This is a genomic window from Pseudomonas sp. 18-147 (assembly GCF_051048045.1).
Classification (GTDB): Bacteria; Pseudomonadota; Gammaproteobacteria; order Pseudomonadales; family Pseudomonadaceae; genus Pseudomonas; species Pseudomonas aeruginosa.
The window spans coordinates 3,929,829-3,943,692 of sequence record NZ_CP182296.1; the positions used below are offsets into that span (position 1 = coordinate 3,929,829).

The following is a 13,864-nucleotide window of genomic DNA, read 5'->3' on the forward strand; positions in this document are numbered from 1 at the left end:
GGGCACCCTTAGTAAGTCCGAACCTTGGGTTCGAATGCCGGAACGGTCTTCGGCGCGAAGTTGACGGAACGCTTGGATACGCGCTTCTCACCCGGGAAGTACAGGGTGTGGCACAGCCAGTTCTCGTCGTCGCGCTCCTCGAAGTCTTCACGGGCGTGGGCGCCACGGGACTCCTTGCGGTGCTCGGCCGCGATCGCGGTGGCCTCGGCCACCTCGAGGAGGTTTTGCAGTTCCAGCGCTTCGATGCGCGCGGTGTTGAATGCCTGGCTCTTGTCGTTGATCTTGACGTTGGCGATACGCTCGCGCAGGTCGGCCAGCTGGGCGATGCCCTTCTGCATGTACTCGCCGGTGCGGAACACACCGAAGTAGTTCTGCATGCAGCTTTGCAGCTCGCGCTTGAGCGGAGCGACTTCTTCGCCGCTGGTGCGCTCGTTCACGCCGTTCAGGCGCTTGAAGGAGGCTTCCAGGTCGCTCTCGGAAGCGCCGCGGGCGTCGATGCCCTCTTTCAGCGCTTTTTCCAGGTGCAGACCGGCGGCACGGCCGAATACCACCAGGTCGAGCAGCGAGTTGCCGCCCAGGCGGTTGGCGCCGTGTACCGATACGCAGGCCACTTCGCCCACGGCGAACAGGCCTTCGACGATCTGGTCGTTGCCGTTGGCGTCCTGGGTGATGGCCTGGCCATGGATGTTGGTGGCAACGCCGCCCATCATGTAGTGGCAGGTCGGGATCACCGGGATCGGCGCAACGACCGGGTCGACGTGGGCGAAGGTCTTGGACAGTTCGCAGATGCCGGGCAGGCGGCTGTGCAGGACTTCCTCGCCGAGGTGGTCGAGTTTCAGCAGCACGTGGTCCTTGTTCGGGCCCACGCCGTTGCCGGCCAGGACTTCCTTGACCATGGAACGGGCGACCACGTCGCGACCGGCCAGGTCCTTCGCGTTCGGCGCATAACGCTCCATGAAGCGCTCGCCGTGGGCGTTGATCAGGTAACCGCCTTCGCCGCGGCAACCTTCGGTGACCAGTACACCGGCGCCGGCGATGCCGGTCGGGTGGAACTGCCACATCTCGATGTCCTGCACCGGCACGCCGGCACGCAGGGCCATGCCCACGCCGTCACCGGTATTGATCAGCGCATTGGTGGTGGAGGCGTAGATACGGCCGGCACCGCCAGTGGCCAGGACCACGGCCTTGGAACGGATGTAGACGGTCTCGCCGGTCTCGATGCAGATGGCGATGATGCCGACCACCGCGCCGTCCTGGTTCTTCACCAGGTCAACCGCGTACCACTCGTTGAGGAACGAGGTGCCATTCTTCAGGTTGGCCTGGTACAGGGTGTGCAGCAGCGCGTGGCCGGTACGGTCGGCGGCGGCGCAGGTACGGGCGGCCTGGCCACCCTTGCCGAAGTCCTTGGACTGGCCGCCGAACGGACGCTGGTAGATGCGACCGGTTTCGGTACGGGAGAACGGCAGGCCCATGTGCTCGAGCTCGAACACGGCCTCGGGGCCGACGGAACACATGTATTCGATCGCGTCCTGGTCACCGATGTAGTCGGAGCCCTTGACGGTGTCGTACATGTGCCAACGCCAATCGTCGTTCGGGTCGGCCGAAGCGATCGCGCAGGTGATGCCACCCTGTGCGGATACGGTGTGGGAACGGGTCGGGAAGACCTTGGTCACCACGGCGGTCTTGTGGCCGCCCTGGGCCAGTTGCAGCGCGGCACGCATGCCGGCGCCACCGCCACCGACGATGATGGCGTCAAAGGAAAGTGTACGAATGCTAGCCATGGATCACATACCCCAAAGAATCTGCACACCCCAGACGAAGAATGCGAACATCGCCATGCCGCAAACCGCCTGGAAGAGGAAACGCACGACTGTCGCCGCCTTGCCGAGAGCCATCGAAGTCAGGTAGTCGGTGGAGATGGTCCACATACCGACCCACGCATGGACGCTCAGGGCAACCAGGGTCAACAGGCTGAAGATGCGCATCCAACCCTGCGAGAACAGGCCGTGCCAGTCCGCGTAGGAAATGTTGGGGTGAGCAATGAGGTAGCCCAGCAGGAAAATGACATAAGCCGCGAGAACGACCGCGGAAACGCGCTGGGCCATCCAGTCGTAGAGGCCGGAGCGCGAGAAGTTTGTGACGTTAGTTACCATACCCATACCCCCGCCAGAACGATCAGCACCACCGCGATGGCGATGACGATTTTGGAGCCACGCTTACCGCCTTCCAGCGTCTCGCCGACGCCAGCGTCCATGACCAGGTGGCGAACACCAGCCACCAGGTGGTACAGCAGCGCAGACAGCAGGCCCCAGATCACCAGCTTGGCCAGGGGACTGGTCAGGCACGCCTTCACCTGCTCGAAGCCTTCTTCCGAACTCAGCGACTTGTCGAGCGCGAACAGCAGCACGGCAATACCGAGGAACAGGATGACGCCAGAGATACGGTGGAGAATGGACGTGTAAGCGGTGACAGGGAGTTTGATGGTCCTTAGGTCTAGGTTTACAGGTCGTTTGCTATTCACGGCTTTTTTCACACTGAGAGCCCTAACGAACAGGGCTAGTTGTCGGGAAGTGCACTTGTCAGGTACCCATCACCAGGGAGTGGCGACCGTCTATGAAAGCGGGCCAGGAATACCCCTTGCGGTCGGACGCCGAGTATAGACAGTTAGGCTACTAATGACAACGAAAACACCCATCGCCAAATGGTTGATTGCGGGCCTTTTATAAAAGGCGTAAATAGCCCCCTTTTTCTGCGAAAACCCCGCCACGGAAGGCTCTACGGCATGGATTCGCGCAAATTGACTTTCGAATTTATCCCTCTATAGTGGTGCGGGCCCTGCGTGGGGGGTACTGATGATTTCAAGCATAAATAGGAGGCCATCATGGCTGACAAAAAAGCGCAGTTGATCATCGAGGGCTCAGCCCCCGTCGAACTGCCCGTCCTATCCGGTACCATGGGTCCCGATGTAGTGGATGTACGGGGCCTCACCGCCACGGGCCACTTCACCTTCGATCCTGGCTTCATGTCGACCGCCTCCTGCGAGTCGAAGATCACCTATATCGACGGCGACAAAGGCGTCCTCCTCCATCGCGGCTACCCCATCGAGCAACTGGCAGAGAAATCCGACTACCTGGAAACCTGCTACCTGCTGCTGAACGGCGAGCTGCCCACCGCCGCGCAGAAGGAACAGTTCGTCGGCACCATCAAGAACCACACCATGGTTCACGAGCAGTTGAAGACCTTCTTCAACGGCTTCCGCCGCGACGCCCATCCGATGGCCGTGATGTGCGGCGTGATCGGCGCCCTCTCGGCCTTCTACCACGACTCCCTGGACATCAATAACCCGAAGCATCGCGAAGTCTCCGCGCATCGCCTGATCGCCAAGATGCCGACCATCGCCGCCATGGTGTACAAGTACTCCAAGGGCGAGCCGATGATGTATCCGCGTAACGACCTGAACTACGCGGAAAACTTCCTCCACATGATGTTCAACACCCCCTGCGAGACCAAGCCGATCAGCCCCGTGCTGGCCAAGGCCATGGACCGCATCTTCATTCTCCACGCCGACCACGAGCAGAACGCCTCCACCTCCACGGTGCGTCTGGCCGGCTCCTCCGGCGCCAATCCGTTCGCCTGCATCGCCTCCGGCATCGCCGCCCTGTGGGGACCGGCCCATGGCGGCGCGAACGAAGCGGTGCTGCGCATGCTCGACGAGATCGGCGACGTGTCCAACATCGACAAGTTCGTCGAGAAGGCCAAGGACAAGAACGATCCGTTCAAGCTGATGGGCTTCGGCCATCGTGTCTACAAGAACTTCGACCCGCGCGCCAAGGTCATGAAGCAGACCTGCGACGAGGTCCTCCAGGAGCTGGGCATCAACGACCCGCAACTGGAACTGGCGATGAAGCTGGAAGAAATCGCCCGCCACGACCCCTACTTCGTGGAACGCAACCTGTACCCGAACGTCGACTTCTACTCGGGGATCATCCTCAAGGCGATCGGCATTCCGACCAGCATGTTCACCGTGATCTTCGCCCTGGCGCGTACCGTCGGCTGGATCTCGCACTGGCAGGAAATGCTCTCCGGCCCCTACAAGATCGGCCGCCCGCGCCAGCTCTATACCGGCCACACCCAGCGCGACTTCACCGCCCTCAAGGATCGCGGCTGAAACCCGTCACGTCCGGCGAGAAAGGCTGCTTCGGCAGCCTTTTTTGTGCCCGCCCCTTTCCGCCGGACACAAAAAAACCGCCCCGGAGGCGGTCTTTTTGCAGGGAAGGCGCGCTCAGCGCTTCTCGGCAGCGCTACGCAGGCCCTTGAGGGTGTTCAGCGGCGCGTCGACCACGAAGCTGTTGGCCAACCAGGAAGGAATGCTGCCACCCGGCTCGGTTTCCACCTGGTAGGTCACTTCCGTCACGCCCTGCCCCTTCGGCTGCAACTTCCACTCGCCGACCAGCTTGGGCACGCGGATCTGGCCCTTTTCCTCGGGGATATAGGTCGGATCGGCCTTAAGGTGACGGATCACGGTGCCATCCGCAGTCTTCTCGGTGGTGACATGGATGACCACGTCGCGACCGGTAACTGGCCAGGGCATGTCGATCTTCGAGTAGGTCCAGGCGTCGGCGCCTTCCTGCTTCAGGAGTTTCATCTCGGCGCAGGCATGGATCCACTTGCAGGAACCCTTGACGTCCTCCTGCAGCGCCTCGATGGTCGCCACGTCGGCCTTGATGTCGGTAACGCCGCGATAAGCCTTGTACTTGGAGCCCTGGACACTGCTGAGGTAGACCTTCACGCCATCCTCGTCCTTGGCCAGCTTCCAGTCTTCGGCCAGCGCATTGCCGGCCACCCCGAACACTGCGGCAGCCAGCACGGTCATACGCAAAATGCCACGCATCGTTCCTGTTCCTCTCTTTATGGTTATTTTCGGTTCGCCGGCCGGGCGGTCGACGCCCTGCAAGCCGCGATCCTGAGCCTTCGGCGCAGGATGCGCAGCAGTATGGCGTGAGACAGCCAGACTTCCAACCCGTTCAAGCGGCAGTGATGACTTCCCACTCCGCGATCAGGGCCAGCGCCTGCTCACGGCTGTCGCCGCAGATTTCCGGATCGGCGCCGAACTGGCCGCATACGGCCGGTCGCTCCGGTCGGCCGAACAGCCCGCAGAGATGGTTTTCGTCCAGGTGCAGGCAGCGTACGCCCGCAGGCTTGCCGGCCGGCATGCCCGGCAGCGGAGAGGAAATCGACGGTGCTATGCAGCAGGCGCCGCAGCCGGCTCTACATTGCATGGGAAGGATCTCGCCCGAAAGTTGGCAGAGGAGCGGCCAGGACAGCCGTCCGAAACGGGCGCAAAGAATACGGACCGGCCAGGCCGCCGCCAAGCCCGGCGGATCAGCGGCGCGTTTCCGCCTCGAGACGCGCGCTGCGAAGCTGCCACTGCTCGCGGTTGCCGGCAGCGAACAGCCAGGCCCTGGCCGACTCCGTCGCTGCCCGCCATTGCACGCGGCCCGGCTCGCGCAGGTCGAGGGATTGCGCCGCCGTCGAGTGGCCGAGGAAGGCGTTGCCAGCGGAACTCCAGTAGCCAGCGATCCCGGCCGGCAAGACCCAGGAGCGACCTTCCGCCTCGTCATCGACGATACCGGACAAGCGCTCCCCCGCTCCACGCCGCCAGGACAGGGCGACCCGGTTCAGCTCGCTGTCCGCCAGCGCGACGCGCACCTCCACGCCGCCCTGGCGCGGCTCGAACGACAGCTCGTAGGCGCTGAGCCGGCCATCGGCGCAGCGCAGGTGCCCCTTCAGGGACAAGCGTCGACCGACCAGTTCGAAGCTCTCCAGGCTCTGCTCCTGGCAGCGCAACTGCAGGCGACCGGCGCTTTCCCGCCCGGCCCCGAGAAAACCGCCCTCGCTCTCCCACAACGGCGGCCGAGCGCTACCCGCCACTGACAGGGCGAGGCTCTTGCCGCCCCAGCTCAAGCGGTATTCGCCCAGGTCGAAATTGCGCGGGATGGCAAACGCCGGCGGCACCCGCAGCTCGCTCCACAGAGCCGGCTCCCGCGACGCCTGGCTCGCCCACCAGGCGGCTGCCAGCACGACGGCCAGCCCGCTCAAGGCGAGCCCCCACACCAGCGAGCGTTTGTGCAACCGCATACCTTTCATCCTTTTCCGAGCACCAGCCCCTACCGGTCGATGCCTGCCCACTTGGATTTATCGCCGCAGCCAATTAGGCTGCGGCGCCGTCCCAATCCCCCGGAGCCCACCCATCATGCCCGTCTGGCTGCAAACCGCCTTGTTGCTAGCCTGTTCCAACCTGTTCATGACCTTCGCCTGGTATGGTCATCTGAAGACTCTCAACAGCAAGCCCTGGATCATCGCCGCCCTGATCAGTTGGGGTATCGCGCTGTTCGAATACCTGCTGCAGGTACCGGCCAACCGCATCGGCTACACCGAACTCTCGGTCGGCCAACTGAAGATCATGCAGGAAGTCATCACCTTGGCGATCTTCGTCCCGTTCAGCGTCTACTTCATGCAGCAGCCGCTGAAACTGGACTACCTCTGGGCCGGCCTGTGCCTGCTCGGCGCGGTGTACTTCATCTTCCGCGCCTGAGCCGCGTCACGAACGCAGCCGGGCGATCAGGCTGGAGGTATCCCAACGACCGCCGCCCATCGCCTGCACTTCGGCGTAGAACTGGTCGACCAGCGCCGTGACCGGCAACTGCGCGCCGTTGCGCCGCGCCTCGGCGAGCAGGATCGACAGGTCCTTGCGCATCCAGTCCACGGCGAAGCCGAAGTCGAACTCTCCGGCCAGCATGCTCTGGTGGCGGTTTTCCAGTTGCCAGGACTGGGCCGCGCCCTTGCCGATCACCTGCATCGCCGCCTCGCCATCGAGACCGGCGCACCGGGCGAAGTGCAGCGCCTCGGCCAGGCCCTGGAGCAGCCCCGCGACGCAGATCTGGTTGACCATCTTGGTCAATTGCCCGCTACCCACGTCGCCCATTCGCCGGACCATCCGCGCATAGCTGCGCAACAGCGGTTCGGCGCGTCGATAGAAGGCCTCCTCGCCACCGACCATCACCGTCAGGGCGCCGTTGACCGCGCCTGCCTGGCCGCCGGAGACCGGCGCGTCGAGAAAGCCCAGCTCACGCTCGGCAGCCAGCAGCGACAGCTCGCGGGCGACTTCCGCCGAAGCGGTGGTGTGGTCGACGAACAGGCTGCCCGGCGCCATTCCGGCGAAGGCGCCCTGCTCGCCCAGCGCCACGGCACGCAGGTCGTCGTCGTTACCGACGCAACAGAACACCAGCTCGGCGCCAGCACAGGCCTCGCGCGGCGTATCGGCGCGCCGTCCGGCGTACTCCTCGACCCAGCGCAGCGCCTTGGCCGACGAGCGATTGTAGACACAGACGTCGTAGCCCTCTCGTTGCAGGTGCCCGGCCATCGGGTAGCCCATCGTGCCCAGGCCGAGAAATGCGACCGCAGTCATTCCGTCATCTCCTCGAAATCCGATCCCGCAGCCTAGCACAGCGGTTTGCCGAGGTCCGGAAGCCCCGCCATACTCAGCGCGGACCCTGGTATGGATAGCTCCGATGCCTCACTGGCTGGTAATCGATCTGGAGGCCACCACCGCGGAAGGCGGCTGGCCCCTGGAGGAAATGGAAATCATCGAGATCGGCGCCACCCTGGTCGCCGCCGCGGACGCCCGCGAACTGGACCACTTCCAGCGTTTCGTACGGCCGGTCAGGCGGCCGCTGCTGACCCACTTCTGCCGCGACCTCACGCATATCAGCCAGGCCAACGTCGATGGCGCAGCCCATCTCAATACGGTCTGGGAAGCCTTCGAGCGCTGGCTCGCCCAGCATCGTCCGCGACTGGCCGGCTGGGCCAGTTGGGGCGACTACGACCGCCGCCAGTTGGAGCAGGAATGGCGCCAGCACGGGCTGACCAGCCAGCTCAGCGAAGTGCCGCACGTCAATCTCAAGCAACGCTTCGGCGAAGTCCGCCAGTTGCCCCGCCCAGTCGGCCTGAACGCGGCCCTGCAACTGGCCGGGATGAGTTTCCAGGGCCAGCAGCACCGCGCCCTGGAGGATGCCCGCAATACCGCACGGCTGCTGCCGCTGGTATTGCCGGTGGAGCATTGAACGAGGCCCGCGCCGCCTAGTGACGCCTTTCCGAGGCTTGGGCATACTGGCGGGCCTTTTCAAACCCGCCTGTTCACCCCTTCAGGAGAAGCCCATGTTCAAGGTCAACGAATACTTCGACGGCACCGTCAAATCCATCGCCTTCGACATGACCGCCGGCCCGGCCACCATCGGCGTGATGGCGGCAGGCGAATACGAGTTCGGCACCAGCCAGCTGGAGATCATGCATGTGGTCGCCGGCGCGCTGACGGTCAAGCTGCCGGGCAGCGACGAGTGGCAGGAATACGCCAGCGGCAGCCAGTTCACCGTCCCGGCGAACAGCAAGTTCCAGCTCAAGGTCGCCCAGGACACCGCCTACCTCTGCGAATATCGCTGAGCCCGGGCAGACAGGAAAACCGGCCGCAGGCCGGTTTTTTCTTGCCCGTCGTCCAGCGGCTGCGGCGGAGGAATCGAGCTGCGCTCATCCGCCGCTGGAACGGCTTGCCCAGCCCATTCAGCCCTGCGGGAAGCGGTAGTGGCCGATGACCTGGTAGCGGAACAGCAGGTCCTCTTCCCGCACGCCGGCACCGATGTTGTGCAACACCAGCGGCCTGCCCTCCAGCCTGCGATCGGAAAGCACGCCGATATGCAGCAGGCCGTTGTCCAGGCGCCAGGCGACTATGTCTCCGGCCCGGTAGGCGGAAGCGTCGCGGCTAGGCGCCAGGGCCAGGCCCTGGCGGCTGAACCAGGTCATCAGGTTCGGTACGCGGCGGTGATCGATGTTGCGGTCGGTACCTTTCATTCCCCATTGCTGCGGGTAGGCCGCGAAGTGGCGACGCATGTCCTCGTGCACCGCCTTCTGTAGATCCAGCCCCTGTCCGCGCAGCGCACGGACCACCACGTCGGTGCAGACCCCGGTCTGCAGCGGCACGTCGCCGCCCGGATAGTCCAGTCGCCGGTAGGCCGGGTCGTAGCCCAGGGTAACGCCCACCTGGGCACGCGCCGCATCCACCAGTCGCTGCGGTTCGACCGCAGCGGCCGCCACCAGCGGCAGTCCGAGCATGGCGAGCAGCAACAGGCGGCGCAGCGCGCCGGATACGTCCTTGTCCATCCTTTTCCTCCTAAGCGCCCGCGGGCGCGTCCTGGTCCTTCGCGTATCCCAGCGGATACAGCAGTTCTTCCTTGTAGCCGGCCCAGACCCGGATGGCGTCCGGGAAGCTGTCGTCCAGCACCGGGTCGCCGCTGTCGACCAGCAACGGGCGGCCCCCGAGGGTCCCCAGCTTGCGCTTGGTGGCGACCACCCGCATGCGCTCCAGGCCGATGGCGCGCAACACCCGGGGACTGATCTGCTGGTTGCCGCGACCGATCACGTGGCCCTGGCCGCCGATGGCGGTGACCAGCAGGTACGCCGGATGACCGTCCACCAGTTCGAACAGCCGCGCCTCGTCGACGTCGCGGGCAATCACCGCGCCATTCTCCAGCACGTCGACACCCAGCAGGGTGGTTTCCAGGCCGAGGTTGCGCGCCAGGCCATGCAAGGTCGAGCCCGGTCCGAGCACATAGCGCACGCCGTCTTCCCAGTTTTCCGCCAGCCAGTCGGCGAGGTCCACCAGCACCAGCTCCTCGGACTCCATCCCTGCCTGCTTCACGTGCTGCATGAAGTGGCCCTCCTCCGGCACTGTCATCTCGCCGTACCAACGCGCGGCGACGCGGCCGGCGCGCAGCGCCTCTTCGTCGAGGTCGCGCACCTCGCCGCTGGCCAGGCGCACCAGGCCGCCCTCGACCAGGCACCTGGCCAATTCGCCGGCCGCGCGCGGACTGATGGCATAGACCCCGGAGTGGATCTTCACCCCGGCCGGAATGCCGAGCACCGGCTGTTGCTCGCGCACCACCCCGGCAACATCCCGTGCTGTGCCATCACCACCGGCGAACAGGATCAGGGCGACACCGGCCTCCTGCAGGCGCTCGATCGCCAACCGGGTATCCGCCGCGCTGCTGACCGCTCCCTGCCACTCGCCGAGCAGGCGATGGCGGAAGCCCATGCGCTCGAGCAACTCGCCACCCATGGCCCCGGGAAAGGTCAGGAACTCGATCTTCTCGACCAGCGGCAACAGGCACTCCAGGGCTATCCGGGTGCGCTCCAGCGCACGTGGTTCGGCGCCTCTGGCCAGGGCCTCGGCGGCCACCCCGTCGCTACCCTTCAAGGCGACCGGGCCACCCAGCCCGGCCAGGGGATTGACCACCAACCCCAGGCGAAACATGTCCATACTCATCCTCGGGCGAACTCCAGGACGCCCACACCGGTCGGACCACTATAACCAGAAAAACCCAGCGGTAGCCGGCAAGCTGGCACGCCGACTGCAAGATTGCTATGGTCCATGGCTTTCGCGTTGGAGCGGCACGACATCCGCCGTTTGTCACGGCGGTTTCATCTGCGCTCCCTAGACTGCCGATAAACCTGATGAGGAGACGGGCAATGAATTCGCAACACACCGATACCGCCAAGCGCCGCGTGATCCCCTTCAATACGCAGCAGCACACCGGTGGCGCCATCATCGACGCCCAGGGCCGGGAGATCCCGATCACCGAGGTGATGATCCAGCGCGCCTGCCGCGAACTGGACAGGTCCCTGGAGCAGGAACAGAAGCAGGCCTGAGCGCCCGCCAGCACGACTTCGAAGCCCGGCATCCGCCGGGCTTTTTTTCGCTTGCGCGAAGCCGCGCCCTAGCTCGGCGCCGGCAGGTCCTCGCCGACCAGGTCGAGGAAGGTCTCGACGATCCGCCGCGAACGCTGTTCGCGCAGGCACACCAGGGTCTCGGTCAGGCGTCGCTGGCAATCGACGATGGGTAGCGCATGGACCCGCGTGTCGGCGCCGAACTCCGCGGCCGACACCACCCCCACGCCGATCCCCGCCACCACCGCCTCGCGCGAGGCCTCGCGGCCCTCGACCTGGATCGCCGGACGGATCCGCAGGCCGGCGCGGCTCATCTCCTCCTCCAGGGTCTGGCGGGTCACCGAGCCCTGCTCGCGCAGCACCAGCGGCATGTCGTCGAGATCGGCGAGCCGGATCGACTCGCGCCCGGCCCACGGATGGCTGAGCGAAACGAAGGCGACGATCGGGTCGTTGCGCAGGGTCAGCGAAAGCAACCGCTCGTCGCTGACGTCCCGGCCCAACAGGGCCAGGTCGGCCTGGTAGCTGAACAGTCGCTGCAGAGACTCGTCGGTATTGCCGGTCTCCACCCGCACCGCGATGCCCGGATAGCGCTCGCAGAAACGCGCGATCTGCGGCAATACGTGCACCGGCGCATCCACCGCCAGGGTCAGGGTGCCGGTCTGCAGGGCGCTGGAGGCGGACAACAGCTCCTCCGCCTCGGCCTCGATCGCGAACAGCCGCTGGGTCACCGCGAGCAGGCGCTCGCCCAGTTCGCTCAGGCGCACCGAGCGCTTGTTACGGTGGAACAGCAGCACGCCGTAACGCTCCTCCAGCTTGCGCACCTGGTCGGAAACCGCCGGCTGGGTGAGAAACAGGCGCTCGGCGGCGCGCGTGAAGCTGCCGTACACGGCGACCGCATGGAAAGCCTTCAACTGTGCATGGGATACCGACATGGACCTTCACCATTCCAGGCAGGACAAGGGGTTCCGCGCCATGGGCGGCGCACACGGGAATGACCGTTCGGTCAACTTCCTCGACCCACGCCGCGCCAGGCTTACGGACAAACAAGTAAAACTTATATTTAAAATTTGATAAATCGATTTCATTTATTTATCCGGAATTGTTTCCATCGCTTCACCACAGCGCGCCAGCGCCTCGGCAGCCAGCCCCTGCCAGGGCAGCCGCAACCCTTACCCAGGAGGTGAAGCCGACTCCAGATACCTCTGACCAGGCACCGCGACATGGCGGTGCGGAAGTGCTCATCAGAACAACAACAAGGCGTGTTCCCCTCACACCTGCCGGCACCGATAACAAGATCGAGGTCAGATCCATGAATCAACGTCCCGGGACGGCGCTGCCGTCCTCTCCCGTGTCCAGCTTCCAGCGCTGGCGCCTGCAGATATTCGCGATCACCTGGCTGGCCTACGCCGCCTTCTATTTCACCCGCAAGGCCTTTTCCGTCGCCAAGCTCGGCATCGCCGAAGATCCGGACTTCCAGTTGGACAAGATGGCGATGGCCGATCTCGACGCCATCTATCTCGCCGCCTATGCCGTCGGCCAGTTCACCTGGGGCGTGCTGGCCGACCGCTTCGGCCCGCGCATCGTGGTGTTCGGCGGCCTGCTGATCTCCGCACTGGCCGCGCTGGTCATGGGCACCTTCGCCACCCTGCCGATCTTCGCGACCTGCATGGTGGTCCAGGGACTGGCGCAGTCCACCGGCTGGTCGGGGCTGTGCAAGAACATCGGCAGTTTCTTCGCCACCCACGAACGCGGTCGGGTGCTCGGCCTGTGGAGTACCTGCTACGCCTTCGGCGGCCTGGTCGCCTCGCCGTTCGCCGGCTGGTGGGCGTACAGCGTGTTCGGTACCTGGCACGCGGCGTTCTACTCCAGCGCCGCGGTGGTCGGCGGCGTGGCCCTGCTGTTCCTGCTGTTGCAGCGCAACCGCCCGGAAGACGTCGGCCATCCTCCCGTCGAACCGCAGGCCGCGAGCGAAGCCGTGCGCTATGCCGGCTTCAGGCCGGAAGGCGGCAACGGCGGCAGCCTGCAGGTGCTCGCCAAGGTGGTGCGCAACCGCACGGTGCTCTGCCTCGGCCTGGCCTACTTCCTGCTCAAGCCGGCGCGCTACGCGATCCTCCTGTGGGGACCGGTGATCGTCTACGAACGCATGCCGGCGCTCGGCAAGGTCGGCGCGGCGATCGTTCCCACCGCCTTCGAGGTAGCCGGCCTGCTCGGCCCGATCCTGATCGGCTTCGCCTCGGACAAGCTGTTCGGCGCACGGCGCATGCCGGCCTGCGTGATCAGCCTGCTGGCGCTGACCGTCTGCCTGGCGCTGTTCGTCCCGGCGATGACCACCGGCAGCATTCCGATAGTGGTCGGCCTGCTGTTCATGATGGGACTGACCCTGTACGGCCCGGACTCGATGATCTGCGGCTCCGCCGCCATCGACTTCGGCACCAGCGAGGCCGCCGGCACCGCCTCCGGCTTCGTCAATGGCTGCGGTTCGGTGGGCGCGATCCTCGGCGGTCTGTTGCCCGGCTATTTCGACACCTACACGGTGTTCATCGGCTTCACCATCGCAGCCCTGATCGCCACCGCGGTGCTCCTCCCGCACTGGAACAGCCGGCCCGGCGGCGCACGGGAAAGCCTGCGGAATATCCCCAGCCTGGCGGACTTCCGTCCCATCCGCTCCTGACCGTCCGCGGCGGGAACCTCCGCCGCGTCCTTCTCCACGAACCGGGAACCCCCTCATGCATATCGAACGTTTCGAAGTCGTCAAGCGTCGGGCCGAGATGGCCCTGCACGGCAACACGGTCTACATCGGCGGCCAGGTCGCAGACGACCCCAGCGGTGACATCCAGGACCAGACCCGCCAGATCCTGGAGAACATCGACCGGCTGCTCCAGAGCGTCGGCAGCGACCGCGGCCAGGTGCTCTCGGTACGCATACTGCTAGCCCACCGGGAGGACTACGCCGGTCTCAACCAGGTCTGGGACCAGTGGTTTCCCGAAGGCCGGGCGCCGACCCGCGCCTGTAGCCTGGCCGAGTTGATCGACCCGCGCTGGCGGGTGGAAATGATCGTCGTCGCCGCCCGCCCGCAGTGAGAGCACAG

General features: G+C 65.3%; 17 protein-coding genes. 7 read left to right on the forward strand and 10 right to left on the reverse strand.

Translation table 11 applies throughout. The annotated features are described in order from the left end of the window. Positions 1-8: 8 nt before the first annotated feature. From sdhA to sdhC, 3 genes are read right to left on the reverse strand one after another with little or no spacing between them, the layout of a single operon-like run. Positions 9-1,781 carry a succinate dehydrogenase flavoprotein subunit gene (gene sdhA, locus ACM0M4_RS18585; protein WP_003087407.1) on the reverse strand — a complete coding sequence of 591 codons (1,773 nt, stop codon included), beginning with the start codon at positions 1,779-1,781 and terminating at the stop codon, positions 9-11. Positions 1,782-1,784: 3 nt separating this feature from the next. Beyond that, entirely contained in the window at positions 1,785-2,153 is a 369-nt protein-coding gene (sdhD, locus tag ACM0M4_RS18590; protein WP_003104386.1) for a succinate dehydrogenase, hydrophobic membrane anchor protein, read from the reverse strand. Next, on the reverse strand, positions 2,147-2,533 hold the full coding sequence (sdhC, locus tag ACM0M4_RS18595) for a succinate dehydrogenase, cytochrome b556 subunit (protein ID WP_003104388.1): 387 nt from the start codon (positions 2,531-2,533) through the stop codon (positions 2,147-2,149). Before sdhC ends, sdhD begins: the two co-directional genes overlap by 7 nt. Positions 2,534-2,881: 348 nt before the next feature. On the opposite strand from sdhC, the gene gltA reads away from it, so the two are divergent. Continuing rightward, complete coding sequence (gene gltA / locus ACM0M4_RS18600; RefSeq protein ID WP_003087400.1) at positions 2,882-4,168, forward strand: citrate synthase; 1,287 nt, start codon at positions 2,882-2,884, stop codon at positions 4,166-4,168. A gap of 114 nt (positions 4,169-4,282) precedes the next feature. Here the strand turns inward: gltA and ACM0M4_RS18605 are convergent, their stop codons facing one another. The 3 genes from ACM0M4_RS18605 to ACM0M4_RS18615 form a co-directional block, all read right to left on the reverse strand. After that, positions 4,283-4,891, reverse strand: a complete 609-nt coding sequence (locus ACM0M4_RS18605; RefSeq protein WP_003104390.1) for an START domain-containing protein — start codon at positions 4,889-4,891, stop codon at positions 4,283-4,285. A 133-nt stretch (positions 4,892-5,024) separates the two neighbouring features. Continuing rightward, positions 5,025-5,279, reverse strand: coding sequence for a YkgJ family cysteine cluster protein (locus ACM0M4_RS18610; protein ID WP_003087397.1), 255 nt, complete (start codon positions 5,277-5,279; stop codon positions 5,025-5,027). Between the two features lie 103 nt (positions 5,280-5,382). Next, on the reverse strand, positions 5,383-6,138 hold the full coding sequence (locus tag ACM0M4_RS18615; protein WP_054379987.1) for a hypothetical protein: 756 nt from the start codon (positions 6,136-6,138) through the stop codon (positions 5,383-5,385). A gap of 115 nt (positions 6,139-6,253) precedes the next feature. Between ACM0M4_RS18615 and ACM0M4_RS18620 the strand changes: the two genes are divergently transcribed. After that, entirely contained in the window at positions 6,254-6,595 is a 342-nt protein-coding gene (locus ACM0M4_RS18620) for a DMT family protein (protein WP_003104394.1), read from the forward strand. Positions 6,596-6,601: 6 nt separating this feature from the next. Here the strand turns inward: ACM0M4_RS18620 and ACM0M4_RS18625 are convergent, their stop codons facing one another. Further along, the gene (locus ACM0M4_RS18625; RefSeq protein WP_003104396.1) at positions 6,602-7,468 is read right to left on the reverse strand and encodes an NAD(P)-dependent oxidoreductase; all 867 of its coding nucleotides are present in this window, start codon (positions 7,466-7,468) and stop codon (positions 6,602-6,604) included. Between the two features lie 103 nt (positions 7,469-7,571). On the opposite strand from ACM0M4_RS18625, the gene ACM0M4_RS18630 reads away from it, so the two are divergent. Together ACM0M4_RS18630 and ACM0M4_RS18635 are read left to right on the forward strand one after the other, a co-directional pair. Continuing rightward, positions 7,572-8,123, forward strand: a complete 552-nt coding sequence (locus ACM0M4_RS18630) for an exonuclease domain-containing protein (protein WP_003104398.1) — start codon at positions 7,572-7,574, stop codon at positions 8,121-8,123. 94 nt (positions 8,124-8,217) lie between these two features. Continuing rightward, positions 8,218-8,499: a pyrimidine/purine nucleoside phosphorylase gene (locus ACM0M4_RS18635; RefSeq protein ID WP_003087375.1), complete on the forward strand. Its 282-nt coding sequence runs from the start codon at positions 8,218-8,220 to the stop codon at positions 8,497-8,499. Between the two features lie 117 nt (positions 8,500-8,616). Here ACM0M4_RS18635 and ACM0M4_RS18640 read toward each other — a convergent pair whose 3' ends face one another. Together ACM0M4_RS18640 and ACM0M4_RS18645 are read right to left on the reverse strand one after the other, a co-directional pair. After that, complete coding sequence (locus ACM0M4_RS18640; protein ID WP_054379988.1) at positions 8,617-9,213, reverse strand: DUF1287 domain-containing protein; 597 nt, start codon at positions 9,211-9,213, stop codon at positions 8,617-8,619. Between the two features lie 10 nt (positions 9,214-9,223). Beyond that, on the reverse strand, positions 9,224-10,369 hold the full coding sequence (locus ACM0M4_RS18645; RefSeq protein WP_023132106.1) for an ATP-NAD kinase family protein: 1,146 nt from the start codon (positions 10,367-10,369) through the stop codon (positions 9,224-9,226). A gap of 209 nt (positions 10,370-10,578) precedes the next feature. Here ACM0M4_RS18645 and ACM0M4_RS18650 point away from each other — a divergent pair, with 209 nt between their 5' ends. Then, complete coding sequence (locus tag ACM0M4_RS18650) at positions 10,579-10,758, forward strand: PA1571 family protein (protein WP_003104406.1); 180 nt, start codon at positions 10,579-10,581, stop codon at positions 10,756-10,758. Positions 10,759-10,826: 68 nt separating this feature from the next. On the opposite strand, the gene ACM0M4_RS18655 is transcribed toward ACM0M4_RS18650, so the two are convergent. Further along, complete coding sequence (locus ACM0M4_RS18655) at positions 10,827-11,708, reverse strand: LysR substrate-binding domain-containing protein (protein WP_003104408.1); 882 nt, start codon at positions 11,706-11,708, stop codon at positions 10,827-10,829. A 377-nt stretch (positions 11,709-12,085) separates the two neighbouring features. On the opposite strand from ACM0M4_RS18655, the gene ACM0M4_RS18660 reads away from it, so the two are divergent. Both ACM0M4_RS18660 and ACM0M4_RS18665 read left to right on the forward strand, forming a co-directional pair. Further along, positions 12,086-13,447, forward strand: coding sequence for an MFS transporter (locus ACM0M4_RS18660; RefSeq protein ID WP_003144858.1), 1,362 nt, complete (start codon positions 12,086-12,088; stop codon positions 13,445-13,447). Positions 13,448-13,502: 55 nt separating this feature from the next. Further along, positions 13,503-13,856 carry a RidA family protein gene (locus tag ACM0M4_RS18665; RefSeq protein WP_003104412.1) on the forward strand — a complete coding sequence of 118 codons (354 nt, stop codon included), beginning with the start codon at positions 13,503-13,505 and terminating at the stop codon, positions 13,854-13,856. Positions 13,857-13,864: the final 8 nt, after the last annotated feature.

Bases quoted from the DNA above. Each gene is read 5' to 3' on its own strand.
- sdhA (WP_003087407.1), bottom strand. From the start codon at position 1,781: ATGGCTAGCATTCGTACACTTTCCTTTGACGCCATCATCGTCGGTGGC.
- sdhD (WP_003104386.1), bottom strand. From the start codon at position 2,153: ATGGTAACTAACGTCACAAACTTCTCGCGCTCCGGCCTCTACGACTGG.
- gltA (WP_003087400.1), top strand. From the start codon at position 2,882: ATGGCTGACAAAAAAGCGCAGTTGATCATCGAGGGCTCAGCCCCCGTC.
- ACM0M4_RS18605 (WP_003104390.1), bottom strand. From the start codon at position 4,891: ATGCGTGGCATTTTGCGTATGACCGTGCTGGCTGCCGCAGTGTTCGGG.
- ACM0M4_RS18610 (WP_003087397.1), bottom strand. From the start codon at position 5,279: ATGCAATGTAGAGCCGGCTGCGGCGCCTGCTGCATAGCACCGTCGATT.
- ACM0M4_RS18615 (WP_054379987.1), bottom strand. From the start codon at position 6,138: ATGCGGTTGCACAAACGCTCGCTGGTGTGGGGGCTCGCCTTGAGCGGG.
- ACM0M4_RS18620 (WP_003104394.1), top strand. From the start codon at position 6,254: ATGCCCGTCTGGCTGCAAACCGCCTTGTTGCTAGCCTGTTCCAACCTG.
- ACM0M4_RS18625 (WP_003104396.1), bottom strand. From the start codon at position 7,468: ATGACTGCGGTCGCATTTCTCGGCCTGGGCACGATGGGCTACCCGATG.
- ACM0M4_RS18630 (WP_003104398.1), top strand. From the start codon at position 7,572: ATGCCTCACTGGCTGGTAATCGATCTGGAGGCCACCACCGCGGAAGGC.
- ACM0M4_RS18635 (WP_003087375.1), top strand. From the start codon at position 8,218: ATGTTCAAGGTCAACGAATACTTCGACGGCACCGTCAAATCCATCGCC.
- ACM0M4_RS18640 (WP_054379988.1), bottom strand. From the start codon at position 9,213: ATGGACAAGGACGTATCCGGCGCGCTGCGCCGCCTGTTGCTGCTCGCC.
- ACM0M4_RS18645 (WP_023132106.1), bottom strand. From the start codon at position 10,369: ATGGACATGTTTCGCCTGGGGTTGGTGGTCAATCCCCTGGCCGGGCTG.
- ACM0M4_RS18650 (WP_003104406.1), top strand. From the start codon at position 10,579: ATGAATTCGCAACACACCGATACCGCCAAGCGCCGCGTGATCCCCTTC.
- ACM0M4_RS18655 (WP_003104408.1), bottom strand. From the start codon at position 11,708: ATGTCGGTATCCCATGCACAGTTGAAGGCTTTCCATGCGGTCGCCGTG.
- ACM0M4_RS18660 (WP_003144858.1), top strand. From the start codon at position 12,086: ATGAATCAACGTCCCGGGACGGCGCTGCCGTCCTCTCCCGTGTCCAGC.
- ACM0M4_RS18665 (WP_003104412.1), top strand. From the start codon at position 13,503: ATGCATATCGAACGTTTCGAAGTCGTCAAGCGTCGGGCCGAGATGGCC.